14 protein-coding genes are annotated in these 18,808 nt (G+C 72.9%); 8 read left to right on the top strand and 6 right to left on the bottom strand.

Annotation, left to right across the window (positions count from 1 at the left end; genetic code table 11):
• Window positions 1-37: 37 nt before the first annotated feature.
• From ACVDFE_RS17310 to ACVDFE_RS17295, 4 genes are read right to left on the bottom strand one after another with little or no spacing between them, the layout of a single operon-like run.
• A complete protein-coding gene (locus ACVDFE_RS17310; protein ID WP_458431048.1) occupies window positions 38-727 on the bottom strand; it encodes an SDR family NAD(P)-dependent oxidoreductase in 690 nt (229 codons plus the stop codon).
• Window positions 724-1,413 (bottom strand): alpha/beta fold hydrolase, encoded by a 690-nt coding sequence (locus ACVDFE_RS17305; protein ID WP_458431047.1) that lies wholly within the window; start codon window positions 1,411-1,413, stop codon window positions 724-726. Before ACVDFE_RS17305 ends, ACVDFE_RS17310 begins: the two co-directional genes overlap by 4 nt.
• The gene (locus tag ACVDFE_RS17300; protein WP_458431046.1) at window positions 1,413-4,466 is read right to left on the bottom strand and encodes a non-ribosomal peptide synthetase; all 3,054 of its coding nucleotides are present in this window, start codon (window positions 4,464-4,466) and stop codon (window positions 1,413-1,415) included. Before ACVDFE_RS17300 ends, ACVDFE_RS17305 begins: the two co-directional genes overlap by 1 nt.
• A gap of 20 nt (window positions 4,467-4,486) precedes the next feature.
• Complete coding sequence (locus tag ACVDFE_RS17295; RefSeq protein WP_360392057.1) at window positions 4,487-4,708, bottom strand: phosphopantetheine-binding protein; 222 nt, start codon at window positions 4,706-4,708, stop codon at window positions 4,487-4,489.
• Between the two features lie 239 nt (window positions 4,709-4,947).
• On the opposite strand from ACVDFE_RS17295, the gene ACVDFE_RS17290 reads away from it, so the two are divergent.
• The 4 genes from ACVDFE_RS17290 to ACVDFE_RS17275 are packed head-to-tail and all read left to right on the top strand — an operon-like array spanning window position 4,948 to window position 10,471.
• Window positions 4,948-6,258, top strand: coding sequence for an MFS transporter (locus ACVDFE_RS17290; RefSeq protein WP_360392060.1), 1,311 nt, complete (start codon window positions 4,948-4,950; stop codon window positions 6,256-6,258).
• Complete coding sequence (locus ACVDFE_RS17285) at window positions 6,255-7,637, top strand: AMP-binding protein (protein WP_360392063.1); 1,383 nt, start codon at window positions 6,255-6,257, stop codon at window positions 7,635-7,637. The genes ACVDFE_RS17290 and ACVDFE_RS17285 overlap by 4 nt, the downstream gene beginning before the upstream one ends.
• Entirely contained in the window at window positions 7,609-9,369 is a 1,761-nt protein-coding gene (locus ACVDFE_RS17280; protein ID WP_458431045.1) for a BTAD domain-containing putative transcriptional regulator, read from the top strand. The genes ACVDFE_RS17285 and ACVDFE_RS17280 overlap by 29 nt, the downstream gene beginning before the upstream one ends.
• Before the next feature lie 4 nt (window positions 9,370-9,373).
• The gene (locus ACVDFE_RS17275; protein ID WP_458431044.1) at window positions 9,374-10,471 is read left to right on the top strand and encodes an MFS transporter; all 1,098 of its coding nucleotides are present in this window, start codon (window positions 9,374-9,376) and stop codon (window positions 10,469-10,471) included.
• Here the strand turns inward: ACVDFE_RS17275 and ACVDFE_RS17270 are convergent.
• Window positions 10,437-11,258, bottom strand: coding sequence for a MerR family transcriptional regulator (locus tag ACVDFE_RS17270; protein WP_360392071.1), 822 nt, complete (start codon window positions 11,256-11,258; stop codon window positions 10,437-10,439). The two genes, ACVDFE_RS17275 and ACVDFE_RS17270, sit on opposite strands and share 35 nt — an antisense overlap.
• Window positions 11,259-11,359: 101 nt before the next feature.
• Between ACVDFE_RS17270 and ACVDFE_RS17265 the strand changes: the two genes are divergently transcribed.
• The 3 genes from ACVDFE_RS17265 (at window position 11,360) to ACVDFE_RS17255 (ending at window position 13,357) form a co-directional block, all read left to right on the top strand.
• Window positions 11,360-12,283 (top strand): anti-sigma factor RsbA family regulatory protein, encoded by a 924-nt coding sequence (locus ACVDFE_RS17265; protein ID WP_360392074.1) that lies wholly within the window; start codon window positions 11,360-11,362, stop codon window positions 12,281-12,283.
• Between the two features lie 216 nt (window positions 12,284-12,499).
• Complete coding sequence (locus tag ACVDFE_RS17260; RefSeq protein WP_360392077.1) at window positions 12,500-12,850, top strand: DUF742 domain-containing protein; 351 nt, start codon at window positions 12,500-12,502, stop codon at window positions 12,848-12,850.
• A gap of 51 nt (window positions 12,851-12,901) precedes the next feature.
• Window positions 12,902-13,357, top strand: a complete 456-nt coding sequence (locus ACVDFE_RS17255) for a LapA family protein (RefSeq protein WP_458431043.1) — start codon at window positions 12,902-12,904, stop codon at window positions 13,355-13,357.
• Here ACVDFE_RS17255 and ACVDFE_RS17250 read toward each other — a convergent pair.
• Entirely contained in the window at window positions 13,311-15,932 is a 2,622-nt protein-coding gene (locus tag ACVDFE_RS17250) for a LuxR C-terminal-related transcriptional regulator (RefSeq protein ID WP_458431042.1), read from the bottom strand. The two genes, ACVDFE_RS17255 and ACVDFE_RS17250, sit on opposite strands and share 47 nt — an antisense overlap.
• Before the next feature lie 60 nt (window positions 15,933-15,992).
• Between ACVDFE_RS17250 and ACVDFE_RS17245 the strand changes: the two genes are divergently transcribed.
• Window positions 15,993-18,758, top strand: a complete 2,766-nt coding sequence (locus tag ACVDFE_RS17245) for an AAA family ATPase (RefSeq protein WP_458431041.1) — start codon at window positions 15,993-15,995, stop codon at window positions 18,756-18,758.
• Window positions 18,759-18,808: the final 50 nt, after the last annotated feature.

Here is an 18,808-nt window from a genome sequence, read left to right as displayed (position 1 = left end):
GGGGGCGGGGCGGCCGCTCTGGCCTGCGCCGCACGCGTCACCACATCCACTGGCCACCATCCACGATCAGCTTCTGCCCGGTCACGTAGGTGCCGTTGACGAGGAACTCGAGCCCGTCGGCGACGTCCTCGACGGTGCCCATCCGGCCGACGGGGATCTCGGAGATCACCTGGGCCCGCGCGACCGGGTCGTCCAGCCGGAACCGGGTGACCAGCTCGTCGGTCTCGGTCATGCCGGGGATCAGGCAGTTCACCCTGATCTTCGGCGCGAGCTCCAGCGCCAGGCACTTGGTCAGGTGCAGCAGGCCGGCCTTGGCGGCGCAGTAGTTCGCGCCGTTGGCCCGCGCCCGCATGCCGGTCGTGGCACCGACGTTGATCACGGTGCCGTCGTCCATCATCGGGACGAACGCCCGCGTCAGGTAGAAGGCACCGGACAGGTTGGTGTCGACGACGGTCTTCCAGTCCTGCACGGACATCTCCAGGAACGGCCGGTCGATGTTGACCCCGGCGTTGTTCACCAGCACCGAGATCGGCCCGATCTTGTCGGCGACGACGGCGACCGCGTCCGGGTCGGCCACGTCCACCTGGTAGGTCCGCAGTCCCGACGCCTCGGCGGCCGCGGCGTCCGAGCGGTACAGCGCGACGACCTCGAAGCCGAGCTTGGTCAGGCGCCGGCTCAGCGCCAGCCCGATCCCGCGGGTTCCCCCGCTCACCACAGCGAGCCTCATGCCCGCACCCCCAGGAAAGCGTCGAGTCGTTCCGTGAGCTCCGGCAGGTGTGCCGGGTCGAAGACGGAGTAGTGCGAGGCGGCGAGCGTGCCGCCGACCAGGTCGGGTGCCAGCTCGCGCCAGCGCGCCGCCGCAGCCTCCCGGTCGCGGAAGTCGTCGTCCCGGCACATCAGCACCAGCACGCGACCCGCGTGGGTGCCGGTGCCGTGGTACTCCGCGAGGGCGGCGACCTGCGTGTCGAACGTGGCCCGCACGCGGTCGGCCGTGTCCGGGTCCGGTCGCGGGCCGAGCATGCCGACGATGAACTCGCGCAGCTCCGCGTCGTCCTCCGCGGTGGACACGCGGGGCAGCGGTGAGCTGTCGACCACCACGAGGTCCGGTGCGCCCGCGAGCCGCTGGCACAGCTCCCAGCCGACCGTGCCGCCGAGCGACCAGCCGAACACCAGGGCGGGGTCCACCCCGGCCTCGGCGAGCGCCTTGTCCGCCGACTCGGCCATCTCCGCGATCGTGTGCTCGGGTTCCTCGCCGGGGACGAGGCCGGCCGCGCGGACGGCGTGCACGTTGTGGGTCTCGCCGAGGTGGGTGGCCAGGCGCAGGTACGGGTTGAGCCCGCCGCCGGCGCCGGGCAGCAGCACCGCGGACGGCCGGTCGCCGCGGCGCACGAGGGTGATCAGCCGGCCGAGCATCAGCCCGCCTTCCCGGCGCGGACCAGGCCGGCCAGCGTCGCGACGGTCGGCGAGCCGAAGAAGTCGATCATCGGCACGGGGACGCCGTAGCGCTCCTGCACCTCGGCGAGGACGGTGAAGATCGTGAGCGAGTGGGCGCCGTACTCCAGCACCGGCCGGTCGCGCACGATCGGCTCGACGTTCAGCACCCCCGACCAGATCCCGGCCAGCTCACGCTCCAGCTCGTCCTCGTACTCGACGGTCTCCGGCTCCTCCGGTGCCACGAGCAGCTCGTCGCTGCGGGCCACCAGCGCGTCCCTGTCGGTCTTGCCGGTCGGCGTCGTCGGCACGGTGTCCAGCTCGAACACCCACACCGGCACCATGTACGACGGCAGCGACCGCGACATCTCCGCCTTGATCGCGTCGGCGTCCAGCTGCCCGGAGGGCACGACGAACAGCACCAGCTCGCGGTCCACGCCGTCGCCGCGCACGACCGCGACGGCCTGGTGCACCGAGGGGCACCGGTTCGCGACGGTCTCGATCTCGCCCAGCTCGATCCGGTAGCCGCGGATCTTGACCTGGTCGTCGGCGCGGCCGAGGAACGTGAGCACGTCGTCGTCATCGCGCACGACCAGGTCACCGGTGCTGTACATGGTGCCGCCGCCGGCGAACCGGTCCGGCACGAACCGCTGGGCCGTGATCTCCGGGTCGTTGACGTACCCGGTGGCCGGGCACAGCCCGCCCAGGTACAGCTCGCCGACCACCCCGGGCGGTGCGAGGTGCCCGGTCGAGTCCACGACGTAGGCCTCGACACCGGGGTACGGCAGGCCGATCGGCACGTGCGCGGCCCACTCGTGGCTGCGGTACGACAGCCGGTGCGAGGTCACGGCGTGCGTCTCCGTGGGTCCGTACAGGTTCACGAGGACGCAGTGCTGGTGGCGTTCGAAGAACGTCCGCACCTCGTCGTCGACCATCAGCTGCTCGCCGGAGACGCACAGGTAGCGCAGGTGCGGCAGGACGACGCCGCGGGCGTTCGCCAGCTGCACCAGCGGCCGCAGCGCCGCGACCGGCAGGTACACGTGCGTGACCTCGGTCGAGGCGATCCGGCTCAGCACCGCCGGGAACATCCGGCGGTCGGCGGGCTCGCGGGAGACGATGGTGCCGCCCGCGACCAGCGTCGGGACGATCTCCTGGAACGACACGTCGAACCCGAGCGGCGCGTACTGCAGGAACCGGGTGTCGGCGTCCATGTGCAGCGCGGCGAGCTGCCACGAGGTCAGGTTCGCGAGCGGGCCGTGGCCCATCTCGACGCCCTTGGGCTTGCCGGTCGAGCCGGAGGTGTACATGACGTACACCGGGTGCTCGGTGCTCGCGACCAGCTCGGCGTCCGGTCCGTCCAGTGTGGACACCTCGGCGTCACGGCCGAGGACGAACGCGCAGCCCGCCTTCTCGATCATGTACGCGAGCCGTTCGTCGGGCAGCGTCGGGTCGAGCGGCAGGTAGGCGGCGCCGCGGCGCAGGATCGCGAGGATGGCGATCGTGGTGTCGGCGAGGTCCTGGTTGACGAGACCGACCACGTCACCGGGGCCGATCCCCCTGGCGGCCAGGCCGTTCGCGACCCGGCGGGCCGCGGCGACCAGCTCGCGGTAGGAGAACGCGCGGTCCGGCGTCTCGATCGCGACGGCGTCCGGCCGGTCGGCGGCGACGTCCTCGATGATCGACGCGAACGAGCCGTCCGGGATCGGGCGGTGCCAGCCGTCGGTGCGCGGCACCGGCCAGTCGGTGAACAGGTCGGCCAGCGCGACCGACGAGTCCGCGAGCGCCCGCCGCATCGCCGAGCGCAGCGACGTGAGCAGACCGTCGGCGGTGGCCGGCGAGATCAGCTCGCGGTCGTACTCCAGCTCGAACTGCCAGCGCCCGTCGACCGGGGTGGCGCCCAGCCACAGGTCGAACTTCGCGTTGCCGTTGCCCAGCTCGTGCACCCGCAGCACCGAGCCCCGCGACTCGGAGAACGTGTCCTGCATGGCGAGCATCGCGGAGAACAGCGGGTTGCGGTTGCTGGAGCGCTCCGGGCGGGCGTGCGCGACCAGCTGGTTGAACGTGATGTCCACATTGGACCGGCAGTGGTCGACCGCCCCCTTGACCACCTTGCCGAGGTGCTCGTCGACCGTGCGCGACCACTCGGCCTCGACGGTGACCGGCAGGGTGTTGACGAAGAACCCGCACAGGTCGAACGCGCCGATCGTGCGCCGGGCCATGAACGGGCTGCCGACCAGGACGCTGCCGACGTTGCCGTGCCGCGCGAGCACCAGCCCGTACATGCCGCTGAACACCACGAACGGCGTCACGTCGAGCCGGCGGCACAGGTCGGTGAGCGCCCTGCCCTCCGCCTCGGACATGGTCCAGCTGATCCGCGCGCCGGTGAACGAGGTGTAGGACGGGCGGCCCGGCCGCGGCGAGAGCACCAGCGGCGGCACCTCGCGCAGCTGCGCCGCCCACTCCTGCGCCCGCTCCGCCACGCGCTCCGGGCTCGCGCTGCGGGTCTGCGCCTCGAGCTCCTTGCGGAACGCGGTCTCCCGCGCCTCCCGCTTGGCCGCGAGCTCCTCCCGCGACAGCGGCTGGGCCAGCGCGGCCTCCAGGTCGCGCACGAACGGCCCGAGCGAGATGCCGTCGAGGATGATGTGGTGGTCCGCCAGCAGGATCGCGGCCGCGCTGCCGTCGGACGCGCGGACGAGCGCGAACCGGTAGGCGGGGCCGCGCGCGAGGTCGAACGTCGGGCGCCCGATCCGTTCCGCGACCTCCGCGACCGCCTGCTCGAACTCCCACGGCTGCACGGTCACCCGCTCCATCGGCACCACCACCGGCGGCGGCGTGAGGGAGGCGTGCATCTGCGGCAGCGCGGCGAACACCTCGCGCATCGCCGGCTGGATCGTCACCAGCGTCAGCAGCGCCCGCGACACCGCCTCGTCGCTCAGCGCCGGGTCGACGTCCAGGCGGACGAGCTGGTTGTACAGCACGGAGTCCGCCGGCGCGCCCGCGTCGACGACCAGCAGTCCCTTCTGGGACTCCGTCATGGGCAGCCCATAAGGAGTTGTCACTGCGCCGCTCCCTCCAAGTCGCGCAACCAGCCCTTCAGGTCCCCCACCGTGCGGAGGTCGACGAGCCGTGCGGCGTCGATCTCCGCGTCGTCGTCCGTCGCGACCTCGACCGCGAGCCGCAGCAGCGCGAGCGACTCGAGGCCCGCCTCCAGCAGCGGGGTCGAGTCGTCGAAGTCGGTCGACGCGTACCGGGCAATCACCGAATCCAGGTCGGACATGAGCGCAAGCTTCAGCGTCGCCGATGTTTTCTCGATGTTCGCCGGATGGAATGTCGCTGTACGGGCTGGACAGGCCTTCGACGTCGGGTAATAGTGAGTCACCCTGGAATGGAGAGGTAGCTCGTGCGCGCTCGCTGGACCGGTCACCACCTGCGAAAACACCGGTTCACAAGCCCCGGCATCACGTTTTCCGAGCTGCCCATTCACAAACCAAATGGCCCTACGGACGGGGAACTGCCGTGAATTCACCCGACGAGCTGCGTCCTGCCACGGCGCGCCGCAACGAATGGTTGCTGGTGGCCTTCACCGGCACCACGAACATCGCCGACGCGGTGACGAGGGTCGCCCTGCCGCTGCTCACCGTCGGCATCACGACCTCGCCGATCGTGGTGACCGCGGTGGCCTCGCTGATGACGTTGCCGTGGCTGCTGACCTCGTTGCACATCGGCGTCTTCGTCGACCGCATGGACCGCCGCACGCTCATGATGGCCGCGGAGATCGCCCGCACGCTGTCGGTCGCGGCGATCCTGCTCGCGTACTTCTTCCAGATGGTCAACCTGCCGTTGATCTACCTGGTCGCGCTGGTGCTCGGTCTCGCCGACGTGCTCGCGGGCGTGTCCGGCGCGGCGATCCTGCCCAACGCCATCCCCAAGAAGCGCTGGCAGAAGGTCAGTGAGCGGATCACCGGCCTGGAGTACCTCGCGAACGGCTTCCTGGGCACGCCGATCGGCGGTTTCCTGACGGCGGCGGGCTTCGCGGTGGCGTTCGGCGTCTCCGGGATCGTCTACGCCCTCGGCGCCCTGCTGCTGATCTCGCTGGTCGGCAAGTTCAAGGTGGAGCCGACGACCGAGCGCAAGTCGGTGAACGCGGAGATCAAGGACGGCCTGGGTTTCCTGTTCGGCAACAGGTTGCTGCGCACGATGTCGATGATGATCACCGTGATGGCGGCCTGCTGGGGTGCCTGGCTCGCGTTGATCCCGGTGTACGCGGTCGGCGGGCCGCTCGGGTTGTCCGCCGAGCAGTACGGTCTGCTGCTCACCTGGCTCGGCGCCGGTGGTGTGGTCGGGTCGCTGCTGGTCGGGTGGATCAACAAGCTGCTGGGCCGGCGCTGGTCGATGTTCGTCGACATCATCGGCTCGTTCGCGCTCGTGGCCGCGCCCGCGTTCCTCCCGGCCGAGCCGGGCAGCGCGTACGTGATCGGCGCGGCGGCGTTCGTCGCGGGTGCCGGTGGTGTCATGTGGACGGCGAACTCGCGCGTGATCACGCAGACGTTCGTGCCCGCCGAGATGATGGGCCGCTACAGCGCCGCCGCGCGCATGATCGCCTGGGGTGCCTCGCCGATCGCGGCGTTCCTGTCCGGTGTGATCGCGCAGTTCGCCGGCTACCGCTGGGCGTTCGGCATCTTCGCCGCGCTGTGCCTCGCGATCGTCGTCCCGTTCTTCCTGGTCGTCACGCCGGAGGCCGTGGCCGCGGTGGACCAGCCGGACGAGGACGAGGACGAGGCGGACGGCGTGGACAAGAAGGACAAGCCGGAGGAGGCGAAGGCGTGACCCTCTGGCAGCGCTTCGCCACGACGGCCCAGCACCACCCCGACGCGGTGGCGCTGGTCGCCGGTTCGTCGTGGACCTACGCCGGCCTGCACGACCTGGTGCTGCGCACGGCGGCGCAGGTCGTGCGGGACGCGGGCGGTGTGCCCGCGGCGGTCGGGGTCACGGCCACCCGGACCGTCGACGCCTACGTCGGCTACCTCGCGGCACTGCGGCTCGGTGCCGGTGTCGTGCCGATCAGCCCGGACTGGCCCGCCGCACGGGTGGCGGCCATCTGCTCCGCCGCCTCGGTGACCCACGTCGTGTCGGAGGTGGGCACCGGGAAGCCCTGGGAGGAGCCGTACTACGGCGACGCGGACGACGTGGCCTACACGTTGTTCACGTCCGGCTCGACGGGCTCTCCCAAGGGCGTGCCGATCCGGCACCGGAACGTGCTGGAGTACCTGGACTTCAACGTGGCCCGGTACGGCGTCACGCCGGACTCGCGGCTGTCGCAGACCTTCGAGCTGACCTTCGACCCGTCCGTCTTCGACATGTTCGTCGCGTGGTCGGCGGGCGCGTCCGTCGTCGTCGCGCGGCCGGACGACAAGATGGCGCCGGTGCGGTTCGTGAACGACAACGAGATCACGCACTGGTTCTCGGTGCCGTCGGTGATCTCGCTGGCCCGGCGGCTGCGCCAGCTCCGGCCGAACGCCATGCCGTCGCTGCGCTGGAGCCTCTTCGCCGGCGAGCAGCTGACGCTCGACGCGGCACGGGTGTGGGCCACTGCGGCACCCGCCTCGACGATCGAGAACCTCTACGGCCCGACCGAGCTGACCGTCACCTGCACCGGCTACCGGCTGCCCGAGGTGTGGCCGGTGACCTCCAACGGGACCGTGCCGATCGGCGAGGTCTACCCGCACCTGTCCTACGAGGTCACCGAGGACGAGGAGCTCTGCGTCGGTGGTTCGCAGTGCTTCTCCGGCTACCTCGACCCCGAGCAGAACGTCGGCCGGTTCCTCGGCGGCCGCTACCGCACCGGCGACCGGGTGCGGTGGGAGAACGGCGTGCTGGTGCACCACGGCCGGCTCGACGACCAGGTGAAGGTGCACGGCTACCGGGTCGAGCTCGGGGAGGTCGAGTCGGTGCTGCGGCGCCACCCGCTGGTGCAGGACGTGGTGGTGCTGGCAGTCGGCGAGCTGCACGCCGTCTACACCGGCACCGCCTCCCCCGCCGAGCTGGAGACCCTGGTCGCCACCGAGCTGCCCGCCTACATGGTGCCGCGCACCTTCTCCCCGGTCTCCGGCTTCCCGTTGAACGGCAACGGGAAGATCGACCGCCGCAGGCTCGCCGCCGACCTCGGGGAGGTGACGGGTGCGGTTCCGGATCCTCGGCGCGGTTGAGGTCTTCGACGGCTCGTCGTGGCGCGCCATCGGGTCGGCGAAGCAACGCGCACTGCTCGCGTCGTTGTTGCTCAACGCCAACCAGGTGGTGCCGGCCGAGCGGCTGATCTCCGACCTGTGGCCGGACGGCCCGCCCGCGTCCGCCTCCGGGCTGCTGGCCGGGTACGTGTGGCGGCTGCGGCACGCGCTGCGCGACGACGGCGTGCTGCTGACCCGCGCACCCGGCTACCAGCTGGCCGTGCCGTCCGGCGCGATGGACGTGCACTACTACGAAACCCTGGTGGCACAGGGACGTGCGGCCTCCGACCTGGAGGAGGCGGTGTCGGCGTTCACCCGCGCGCTGGCGGTGTTCCGCGACGTGCCGTACGCGGACGTGCCGCTGACGCCGTCGGTGCTGGCCGAGCGGGCCCGACTGGAGGAGTCGCAGCTGTCGGTGGTCGAGGCGCGGATCGGCGCCGAGATCAAGCTCGACCGGCACGAGGCGCTGCTGCCGGAGCTGAAGCTGCTCGTGTCGCAGTTCCCGCTGCGGGAACGGCTGCACGCCCACCTGATGCTCGTGCTCTACAAGTGCGGGCACCAGGCCGACGCGCTCGGCACCTACCGCGACCTGCGCCGGCTGCTCGTGAACGAGCTGGGCATCGAACCGTCGAAACCGTTGCGGGACCTGCAGCAGCGCATCCTCCAGGAGGACCCGTCGCTGCTGGGCCCCGCACCCGTGCGGGCCCGGCCGCGCACCCCGCCGCCGCGCGGGCTGCTCATCGGGCGGTCGCGCGAGATCGCCGCGGTGGCCGGGTTGCTGGCTGCGGGACAGGTGTGCGCGGTGCACGGCCCGGTCGGCGTGGGCAAGACGGCGCTGGCCGCGCACGCCGCGTTCTCCGTCGCCGCTCACTTCCCGGTGGGGGTGCTGCACTTCTCGGCCGCGGAGGCGCTGCACTCGTTGCCGCCGGGCGTGCTGGCGGTGCTCGACGACGTGCCGGACGTGGGCGTGGTCCCGGCCGGCGTGGGGGTGCTGGTGACGTCGCGGGGACCGGTGCGTGGCGTGCCCGGCCGTGCACATGTCCACTTGGGACGGTTGTCCGGCGCGGCGTCGGCGGAGCTGCTGCGGGCGCACGTCGGCGACCGCGAGGGACCCGCCGCCGAGATCGCCCGGCTGTGCGAACGGCTGCCGCTCGCGCTGCGGCTGGCCGGTGACCGCCTCGCGACCCGGCCGGACTGGTCGCTGGCCGACTTCGCCGCGCGGCTCGCCGACCCCCGGCGGCGGCTGGACCTGCTGTCGTGGCAGGACACCAGCGTGCGCGACCGGCTGGCGGGCGCGTGGGACGGCCTGGCCACGGCTGAGCGCTCGGCGCTGCGGCTGCTGGGCGCGCTGGACCTGCCGGTGGTCGCGGCCGACACGATCGGCGCGCTGATCGGGCGGTCGGAGACCGAGGCGTCGCTCATCGCCGAGCGGCTGATCGACGCCGGGCTCCTGGAGAGCGTGACGATCGACCGCTACCGGGTGCCGGACCTGGTCCGGCTGTTCGCCCGGGAACGGCAGGAGGGAGACGCGTCGGCGGCGATCTCCCGGGTCGTCGAGCACTACGTGGCACTGGTCGACCAGCGGCGGTCCACCGCGGACCGGCGGGCCTGGTACCGCGGCGAGCTGGCGACGTTGCGGTCACTCGGCCTGCACGACCGCTCCGACCGGCTGCACCGGGCCGTGGCGCACCTCCTCGGCGGCCAGCAGACTTAGGCACGTGAAGAGCGTGTGGCCGTTGTGCGCGGCCGGTTTCGTGACGGCGTTCGGCGCCCACGGCGTCGCGTCCGGACTGGGTTTCCTGGAGCCGGACCTGCTCACCCTGGGTCTGCTGCTCGCGCTCTACGACGGCGCCGAGGTGGTGCTGAAACCCGTCTTCGGCTCGCTGGCCGACCGCGTCGGCCCGCGCCCGGTCCTGCTCGGCGGCCTGCTGGCGTTCGCCCTCGCCTCCGCGTCGTTCGTGCTCGTCGACAGCATCGCCGTGGCCCGCTTCGGCCAGGGCGTGGCCGCCGCCGCGTTCTCCCCCGCCGCCAGTGCGCTGGTGGCCAGGCTGACCCCGGACACCGCGCGCGGCCGGGCGTTCGGCCGCTACGGCGCGTGGAAGGGCATCGGCTACACCGCCGGTCCACTGCTCGGCGGCGTGCTGATCCACTTCGGCGGCTTCGACGTGCTGTTCCTGACGATGGCCGGGCTGGCGGTGGCCGTCGCGCTGTGGTCGCTCACCGTCCCGCGGCTGGAACCGTTGCCGCGCACCGGGCAGACCGTGCTCGACCTGGTGCGGCGCCTGTCCCGCCGCGACTTCCTGCGCCCCACCGCGGCACTCGCCGCCGCCACCGCCGCGCTGGCCACCGGCGTCGGCTTCCTCCCGGTCGCCGCGGCGGCCCACGGCCCGGTCGTCACCGGTGCCGCAGTCTCGGTGCTGGCGCTCACGGCGGCCGTCGTGCAGCCCCGCGCCGGCCGGGCGTACGACGCGGGCCGCATCACGAGCCCGCGCCCCGCGTTGCTGGCCGTCGCACTCGGTTTCGTCGCGGCCGCACTGGTTCCGGGCTTGCCGGGAGCGTTCACGGCCGCCGTCCTGATCGGCGCGGGCACGGGCGTCGTGACACCGCTGGCGTTCGCGGCGCTGGCCAGGTCCACTCCGGAGGAACGCCTCGGCCAGACGATGGGCAGCGCCGAGGTGGGCCGCGAGCTCGGCGACGCGGGCGGCCCGCTCCTGGTGGGCGGGCTCGCCGCGGTCGCCTCGCTGCCGGTGGGCCTGCTCGCGCTGGCCGCCGTGATCACCGTCACGGCTTGGAGATCTCCAGCTGCAGCTCGGTGACCCAGCCCGCCGGGTCGCCCGCGCCGTAGTCGAGGTACACCTCGCGGGCGAACCCGAGCTGCCGGTAGCCGTTGGCCTCGATCCACGTCGCCACGGTCTGGTAGGTGACGTCGACGTCGTCCATCGGTCCGCGGTGCACGACGGTCGCCGCCTGCGGCAGCGCCGGCAGGTCCACGACCTCGAAGTCGTAGGCGTCCGACGGCTCGACCGACACGGTGACACCGGCCCGCACCAGCACGGAGTCCCCCTCGGCAGGCTCGTAGGTCGCGATCCCGTAGCCGGTGATCCGCACCCCGGCGCGTTCCACCCGTGACAGCAGCTCCGGGTACAGCGGCTGGATGACCGGGCCGATGTCCTCGGGCCCGTAGGAGGCGGCGGTGGCGCTCAGCCTGGCCACTCGCGCGGACGGGACGGGTTTCACGACGACGTCGTCGGTGGGCATGGCGCCCTCTCTCTCGATGGCGCGGAGACGTGCCTCGACCCGCCGCAGCCGCGACTCGTCCGCGACGATCCGCTGGCGCAGCTCGGCCCGCCGCAGGGACAGCATCCCGTGCAGCTGCTCGACGGACAGCTGGTCGTCGAGCACGACGCGGACCTGTTCCAGGGTCAGGCCGAGGTCCTTCAGCGCGACCAGGCGGTTGAGGCGGTGCAGCTGGGCGACGGTGTAGAAGCGGTAGCCGGAGCCGGGGTCGACGTGAGCCGGCGGGAGCAGCCCCACCGCGTCGTAATGGCGCAGCATCCGCACCGACACCCTCCCCAGCCGGGCGAAGTCTCCGATGGTGAACACGACTGCTCCTGTGTAGGGGCTGACACGGTGTCAGGGTCAAGAAATGATGGTTTGAACAGCGCGCCGGGTGCGCACCCCGGGGTGTTGACGAGAGGTGGCACATGACGTTCGCACATCCGGCGTTGTTCTACTCCGACGAGGAGTCCTACATCGACGGCATCGTCCCGTTCGTCGTGGAGGGGCTCGCGAACGCCGAACCGGTGGTCGTCGCCGTGCCGGACCGCCACCTCGCGCTGCTCAGGGAGGCGCTCAGCGGGTTCGCGCACCTCGTCACCTTCCTCGACATGGCGGACGCCGGGCGCAACCCCGGCCGGATCATCCCGGAGCTCCGCGCGTTCGCCGACCGGCACCGCGGGCCGCTGCGGATCATCGCCGAACCGGTGTGGGAGGGCCGCAGCGACGTCGAGTACCCGGCGTGCGCGCTGCACGAGGCGCTGGTCAACTACGCGTTCAGCGACCGCGACCTGAGCATCCTGTGCCCGTACGACACCACCGGGCTCAGCCACGACGTCCTCGCCGACGCCGAGAAGACCCACCCGGTCGTGATCGACGCCGGCGGTCACCGCCCCAGTGACCACTTCCACCCCGCGCGGGTCGTCGTCGCAGCGCACACGATGCCGCTGCCCATCCCGGAGGACGCCGCCGGCACGAGCGTCGGCGCCGGGGCGATGGCGGCGGTGCGGGCGTTCGCGCGCGAGCAGGCCACGAAGCTCGGTCTCGCGCCCGACCGCGTCCACGACTTCGCACTCGCGGTCACGGAGCTCGCGACCAACAGCGTCCGGCACGGCGGCGGCGAGAGCACCGTCCGGGTCTGGACCGAAAGCGAGAGCATTGTTTGCCAAGTCAACGACAACGGTCACATCACCGATGTTCTGGCCGGACGCACACCCGTTCACGCAAACGATCCAGGCGGTCGCGGTCTGTTGCTGGTGAACCGTTTGGCCGACCTCGTGCGCACCCAAACGACGTCGTCGGGCACCGCAATCCAGGTCAGATTCGACCTGGGGCACAAAAAGGCAACGTGATCGACATACATTTGGCCGATCTCGTTATAGCTTGGGCACGTGCACGACGAGGAAGCGACGGAAATCGGTTACACCGGGGCACGTTTCGGGTCTCCGGCGACTCGCGCACGCCTGCGCGCCGATGGAAGAGATGACGCGAGCGGTCTGGAGACGCAGCAGCTACCCCGTCAGCACCCGACGCGCCGGCGACCGCCGGAACCGCCTCCGGAGTGGCTGATGCAGGAAGAAGAACAGCAGGTGTCGGCGCGGGACAGCGCGCTGGTCCGCCCGTACGCCCGCACCGGTGGCCGCACCGCGGCCCGCCACGACCTCCGGTTGGAGACGCTGCTCTCGACCGACGAGGAACGCCTGTACCGGGCCAGCGCCGAACAGTCCCAGATGATGAGACTGTGCCTGCAACCGCGGTCGGTCGCGGAGATCTCCGCGCTCATGAAGATCCCGCTCGGTGTCACGCGGGTGCTGCTGAGCGACCTGATCACGCTGGACCTCGTCGCCGTGCACGAACCCGGCGACAAGCCGAACATGGCGCTGCTCGAACGGGTTCTGTCGGGTCTGCGGCGCCTCTGACCCACCTCCGGCCGGCGCGCGGAATCGTGCCGGGGCGCCGATAATGGTGCTGTGGCGACCCCCAGCGGCGAGACCGACCCGACCCCGCAGCCGACCCCGCAGCCGACCTCCGCGTCGACTGCGCCGTCTGCCGCGCCGACGACCCCGATCACGACCCCGCCCGCGACCACGCCGGGGGACACGACCGGGACCGTCGCCCAGAAGAGGAAGCCGCGGCCGACCAGGATCAGCGGCACCTGGGTGGCCGTGCTGGTCGCGCTCGTCGTGCTGATCTTCCTGCTGGTGTTCATCCTGCAGAACGGCGGCAACACGACCATCTACTTCCTGGGGGGCCAGAGCACGCTGCCGCTGGGCGTCGCGCTGCTGTTCGCCGCGATCGGCGGCGGGCTGCTCGTCGCGGTCGTGGGCGCGGCCCGGATCATGCAGCTGCGCCGCCAGGCCAAGCGCGCCCAGGTCGTCCCTAGTCCTCGTCCCGGGACCTCAGCACCAGCTCGACGCGAGAGCTGATCCCCAGCTTCCGGAAGATCTTGCGCAGGTGGAAGTTCACCGTGTGCGGTGACATGAACAGCTGCGTCGAGATCTGCCGGTTCGTCCTGCCCTTCGCCACCAGGTTCGCGATCGCCCGTTCGGTGTCGTCCAAGCTGGACCATCCGGACGAGGGCCGCACCGGTGCCGCACGGCGGCGCCGGCCGAGTTTGCGCAGCCGCCCCAGCACCCTGGCGCCGTCGCGGGACGCGCCGATCTCGCGGTAGAGGCCGAGCGCGGTCTCCAGCGCCTTCACCGACGCGGCGCGGTCGGGTGTCGCGGCCAGCACCGCGCCGAGGTCCTCGGCCGCGTTGGCGCGCGCCCACGGGTCGCGGTGCTGTTCGGAGGCCAGCCGCAGCAGCGCGGTGTCGCCGTCGAGCAGGCCTCGGACGTGCAGGGCGGTCGCGGCCACCGCGCGGAAGCCGGGGTTCTCCTCCGCGAGCTGTTCCACCCGGTCGACCACGGCCTTGGCGAGCCCGTCGTCGCCCGCCTCGGCGGCCCGGCGCACGAACCACCCGGCGGCGCGGGGTTCCTCGGCGAAGAGCCCCGACTCGACCAGGTCCGGGTACCGGCCGCGCAGCAGCCCCAGCGCCGGTTCGAGGCCGCGGTGCACGTAGGTGACGAGCACGTCGGCCCACTGGTAGAAGCCGTGGGAGAAGACGATCCCGTCGACCTGGCCGGTGCCGCGGTACCGCTCGACGTGCTCGACCGCCGCGGGCAGGTCGCCGGTGTGCAGGGCGACCAGCGCGAGCACCACCAGCGCGGGCGCCAGCAGGACGGTGTGCCCGGTGTCCTCGGCGGCGGCGAGCGCGGTGCGGGCCTCGGCGGCGGCCTCCTCGATCCGCCCTGCCTGCAACAGGACGCGCGCGTGCACGACGGCGGTCAGCAGCTCTCTGGTGACGACGGAGGACGGCCCGCCGCGGACCCGGCGGAGCAGGCCTTCGGCCTCGCCGAACTCGCGCAGCCCGGCGTGCAGGGTCGCGAGCAGCAGCTGCGGGTAGGCGCACAGGTCGTGGGAAGACACCGCCCGCGCGCCCGCACGGGCCAGTTCCAGTGCGGTGCCAGGACGTCCGCTGTCACGCGCGAGCGCCGCGAGCACGGCGAGGGCCGTGGCGAGCACGTCGTCCGGCGCACCCCGGCGGGAGCGCACGACCGCGTCCGCCACCTCCCGGGCGCGGTGCCGGTCGTGCCCGAGCAACGCCATCAGCCGGGTGATCTCCACCCAGGGCACGAGCTCCGCGGGCAGGTCGGTCTCGGTGAGCAGCACGTCGGCGAGCTCCGCGGACTCGGCGCACCGCGCGCCGAGCAACGTCGTGACCGCCACGCAGTGCCGCAGCTTCGCCGCGCTGGGCGAGGGCACCTGGCCCGCGACCGAGTCCTCGGCGAGCGCGTGGGCCGCCGTCAGCCGGCCCGCGGCGACCAGGGCCCGCACGGCGGTCACCGTGCGGTTCGGCAGCGACGGCGAGGTCTGGTCGGTGAGCTCCAGCGCCCGCACGGCGAGCTCGGCCGAGGCGTCAGGTGCCTGCCACAGCACGGCTTTCGCCGCCGTGACCAGACCGTCGATCGACCGCACGTCACCGCGCCGGGCGCCGTGCAGCAGGTGCCGGGCGGCCGTGGCCGCGGCGTCCCCGCGCCCCAGCAGCATCTCCCCCGCCTCGCGGTGCAGCGCGCGCCGGACGGGTGCGGGCACGGAGTCCGCGACGAGCCGCCAGACCAGCTCGTGGCGGAACGCGAGCCGGTCCTCGGCCGCGGTGACGAGGCCGGCGCCGATCACCTCGTCCAGCGCGGGCACCAGGACCGCGGTGCTGGAGGCGAGCAGCTCGGCGACGTCACCGGGTTCGAACCGCGGCCCGAACACCGACGCGACCTGCAGCAGGTGCCGCGCTCCGCCGCTCAGGGCCGTGATGCGCTCGCGCAGCAACGCTTCCGTGCGGCGCGGCGACCCGTCGGTGCGCAGCGCGGCCCGTTCCCCTGTGACCACGAGCTGGTCGTCGTCGCGCAGTGCGGTCACGAGGCGGATCAGGGCGGCGGGGTTGCCCTGGGCGGTGGCGGCGAGCGCACACAGGTCGTGGTCGGGAACGCCGCCGGCGAGATCGGCGACGAGCTGGGCGGCGACGTCGTCGGGCAACGGCCGCAGCTCGACGTGCGCGGCGGTGCGGGCGAGGGCGGCGAACAGGCGGTCGGCGCCCTCACCGCAGCGCCGGGCGAGCAGCCAGACCACCTGCTGCTGCACGGAGTTCGGCAGCAGCGCGCGCAGTGCGGCGAGGGTGCCGGGCTCGGCGAGGTGCAGGTCGTCGAGCACGACCAGCGTGGGACCGCCGGGTTCGCGTTCGGCCAGGCGGGCCAGCAGGAACGGCTGGTCCAGCTCGTCGCGCGCGGTCACGACGGTGAAGCCGCGGCGTTCGGCGGTGCGGGCGGTCTCGGTCAGCAGCCGGGTCTTGCCGGTGCCCGCCGCGCCGTCGACGAGGACCACACCGGTGCCCTCGGCCAGCACGCCGTCGAGCAGCGCCCGTTCTCCTTCGCGGCCGCGGAACAGCCCGTTCCGATTCCCCGACACCCGATTTCCTTTCACCCCGCGGCTGCGGAGAAACGCTGCCCTACCACAGCGACCCCGGCCGTGACCAGCCCTGATCGTTCCGAACCGGCCCGCGGGGATGAGCGGTCACGCACTCTTCCGGCCGCCGCTACCCATTCGAGTAGCTGCCTGGAGGATCATACGTGCCGCCACCGTGCTGAGACGCCTGCCGACGCGGCTACCTTTACCTGGGCAAGTGGCGCGCTTTCTCCTAGCATCATTTCTGCTGATCGTTTCACCCCCGGATTGCGAGAGATCGTGGAAAACCCGCCGAAAGCGTGGTGCGCCGGAATCAGCGACCGGGTGGCGCCGGGCACGACGACGGTCGTGGAAGGCGCTCCGGGTACGGGCAAGACGGCGGTGCTGGACGACGTCGCCACGCGCTGGGAAGGCTCCGGCGGACGCGTCGTGCGGGCGCGCGGAAGTGCTCTGGAAATCGATTTACCATTCGGCTTGGTGGCCCAGTTGTTCGATTTGGTGGATCCGGCGGTGGTGCCTTCGGAGGCAGTCCCGGCCCTCCGGTCGACGGCCTCCGGTGCCGGCTTCGCGGTGCTGCGAGCGCTTTACCGGCTCGCGGTTGAGTTAGCCGGTTCGTCCGGTTTGCTGGTTCTCGTGGACGACGCGCAGTGGGCGGACGCGGAGTCGCTGCGGTGGCTCGCGTACCTGTCCCTGCGGGTGCGGCAGCTGCCGGTGGCGGTGGTTCTCGCGGTCGGTTCCGGTGAACGGGCGGACGACCCGTCGTTCGCGGAGATCGCGGCGACGTGCCACCGGGTGGTGCTGGCGGACCTGACGCCGGACGAGGTCACCGGGCTGGTCACCGCGGCACTGGGTCCGGCCGATCCGGCGTTCACCGCCGCCTGCCGCACCGCGACCGGCGGGAACCCGCTGCTGACCGTGCGGCTGCTGAGGGCGCTGGCGCGGGACGGGGTGCCGCCCTCGGCCGCGGCGGCCAGGCAGGTTGATCACCTGGCCGCGGAGGTGGCCCGCGAGGTCGTGGTGGCGCGGGTGCGGCGGCGCCCGGCGGCGGTCGTGACGGCGGCGCACTGCCTGGCGGTGCTCGGGCCGGCACCGCACCCCGGCGTGCTGGCGGAGCTGACCGGGCTGGGTCCCGGCGAGCTGGCCGAGGCGGTGCGCACGGCCGAACTGCTCGGCGCGACCGGTCCGGCGGTGCTCGCGGACGTGCCGGCGGCGGCGCTGTCGGCGTTGCACCTGCGGGCGGCGGAGTCGTTGCGGGCCCACGGTGCCGCGGACCGCGAGGTGGCGGCGCACCTGCTCCAGACGGCACCGGGGCTGCCGCCGTGGGCGGGCGGGGTGCTGGACCGGGCGGCGCGGGAGGCGGTGGGCGGTGGCGACCAGCCCGGTGCGGCCCGGTTGCTGTGGCGGGCGTTGCGCGAGCCGGTCGCGAACCCCGCGCGGGCGTTGCGGATGCTGGGGATGGCGGAGCTGGTCGGGAACCTGCCGGGTGCGACGGCACGGCTGCGCGAGGCGCACGAGTCCGATGTGGACGACGTGGAGTCCGCCGTGGCGCTGTCCTACGCGTTGCACGCCGACGGGAAACCGGCGGAGCTGGTGGAGGTGCTGCGCTCCCCCGACGCCTTCGCGCACCTGGTGGTGCACGGGCTGGTGTGGCGGGAGGCGGTGCCGCCGTCGGTGCCGCTCGACACCCCGGCGGGGGTGCTGCACCACGTGATGGCCGGGTCGATCAGCGCGGCCGAGGCCGTGCGGCGGCTGTCCACCGACGGCGCGATGCCGGCGTTGACGTCCGCGATGGTGCTGAACCTGGCCGACCGGCTCGACCCGGCGCTGGACGTGCTCGACGCCGTGGACCGCGCGGAGGCACCGGCGTTGCGCGCGCTGGTGTCGGTGATGAGGGCGAACGTCCAGCGGCGCAAGGGAGATCTCACGTCCGCCCGCGCCGACCTCACCGCGGCCGCCGGCCACCTGCGGCAGGACCCGCGCTGGCACGCGGTGACGGCGTGGCACGCGGCGTTGCTCGCGGACATCCTGCTGGAGGAAGGACGTCCGGACGAGGCGCTGGTGTTGATCGAGCAGACGACGACGGACGAGCTCCGGCGGCTGTGGACCTACGGCGGGATGCTGACCGTGCGCGGCCGGGCGTTGATCGTGCGCGGTGAGGACCACGAGGCGCTGGAGGCGTTCCTGGCCGCCGCACGGCACTGCGCCCAGTGGCCGTACCGCAACCCGGCCGCGCTGGCGTGGCGTTCCGGTGCGGCGGTGGCGTGCGCGGCGCTGGGCGACGGCGAGCGGGCCCGGCAGTTCGCGCTGGAGGAGGTCGAGCTGGCCGGGGACTGGGGTGCGCCCAGGGCGTTGGGCATGGCGTTGCGCGCACTGGGCCGGGTCACCGCGGGAGCCGCCGGACGCGCGCACCTGGAGGACGCCGTGCGGGTGCTGCGCGGCTCCCCCGCCCGGCTCGAACTGGGCCGCGCGCTGGTGGACCTCGGCGTGGTGGCGCGCCGGCAGGGCGACACGGCGGCGGCGCGCGTGTGCCTGCGCGAGGCGGTGGACCTGGCGCAGAAGTGCGGGTCCACGGCAATGGCGGCACGGGCGCACTCCGAGCTGGTCGCGACGAGCGCGGGACCGCGGCGGCTGCGGCAGACCGGGCCGACCGCGCTGACACCGGTGGAGCACCAGGTGGCGGTGCTGGCGGCGCGGGGCCGGTGCGACGAGGAGATCGCCGGTGCCCTGCTGCTGTCCGCCGACGCGGTGGAGGGCGTGCTCACCGCCGTCTACCGCAAGCTCGGCGTGCCCGGCCGGTTGCAGCTGCCGGAGGCGCTCGACGCGGGGTGAGCGGCATCCCCCGTACGCGAGTGGTCCGGACCCGTTCGGCCGATGGTTCA

The sequence above is a fragment of the Lentzea chajnantorensis genome, from assembly GCF_054300775.1.
Note: the sequence above shows the minus strand (reverse complement) of the source record. Positions and strands in the feature narration are given on the sequence as shown.

What these genes read in the sequence shown, in the direction of transcription:
- ACVDFE_RS17295 (WP_360392057.1), bottom strand. Translation starts at nt 4,708, where the DNA reads ATGTCCGACCTGGATTCGGTGATTGCCCGGTACGCGTCGACCGACTTC.
- ACVDFE_RS17300 (WP_458431046.1), bottom strand. Translation starts at nt 4,466, where the DNA reads ATGACGGAGTCCCAGAAGGGACTGCTGGTCGTCGACGCGGGCGCGCCG.
- ACVDFE_RS17310 (WP_458431048.1), bottom strand. Translation starts at nt 727, where the DNA reads ATGAGGCTCGCTGTGGTGAGCGGGGGAACCCGCGGGATCGGGCTGGCG.
- ACVDFE_RS17305 (WP_458431047.1), bottom strand. Translation starts at nt 1,413, where the DNA reads ATGCTCGGCCGGCTGATCACCCTCGTGCGCCGCGGCGACCGGCCGTCC.
- ACVDFE_RS17260 (WP_360392077.1), top strand. Translation starts at nt 12,500, where the DNA reads ATGCAGGAAGAAGAACAGCAGGTGTCGGCGCGGGACAGCGCGCTGGTC.
- ACVDFE_RS17265 (WP_360392074.1), top strand. Translation starts at nt 11,360, where the DNA reads ATGACGTTCGCACATCCGGCGTTGTTCTACTCCGACGAGGAGTCCTAC.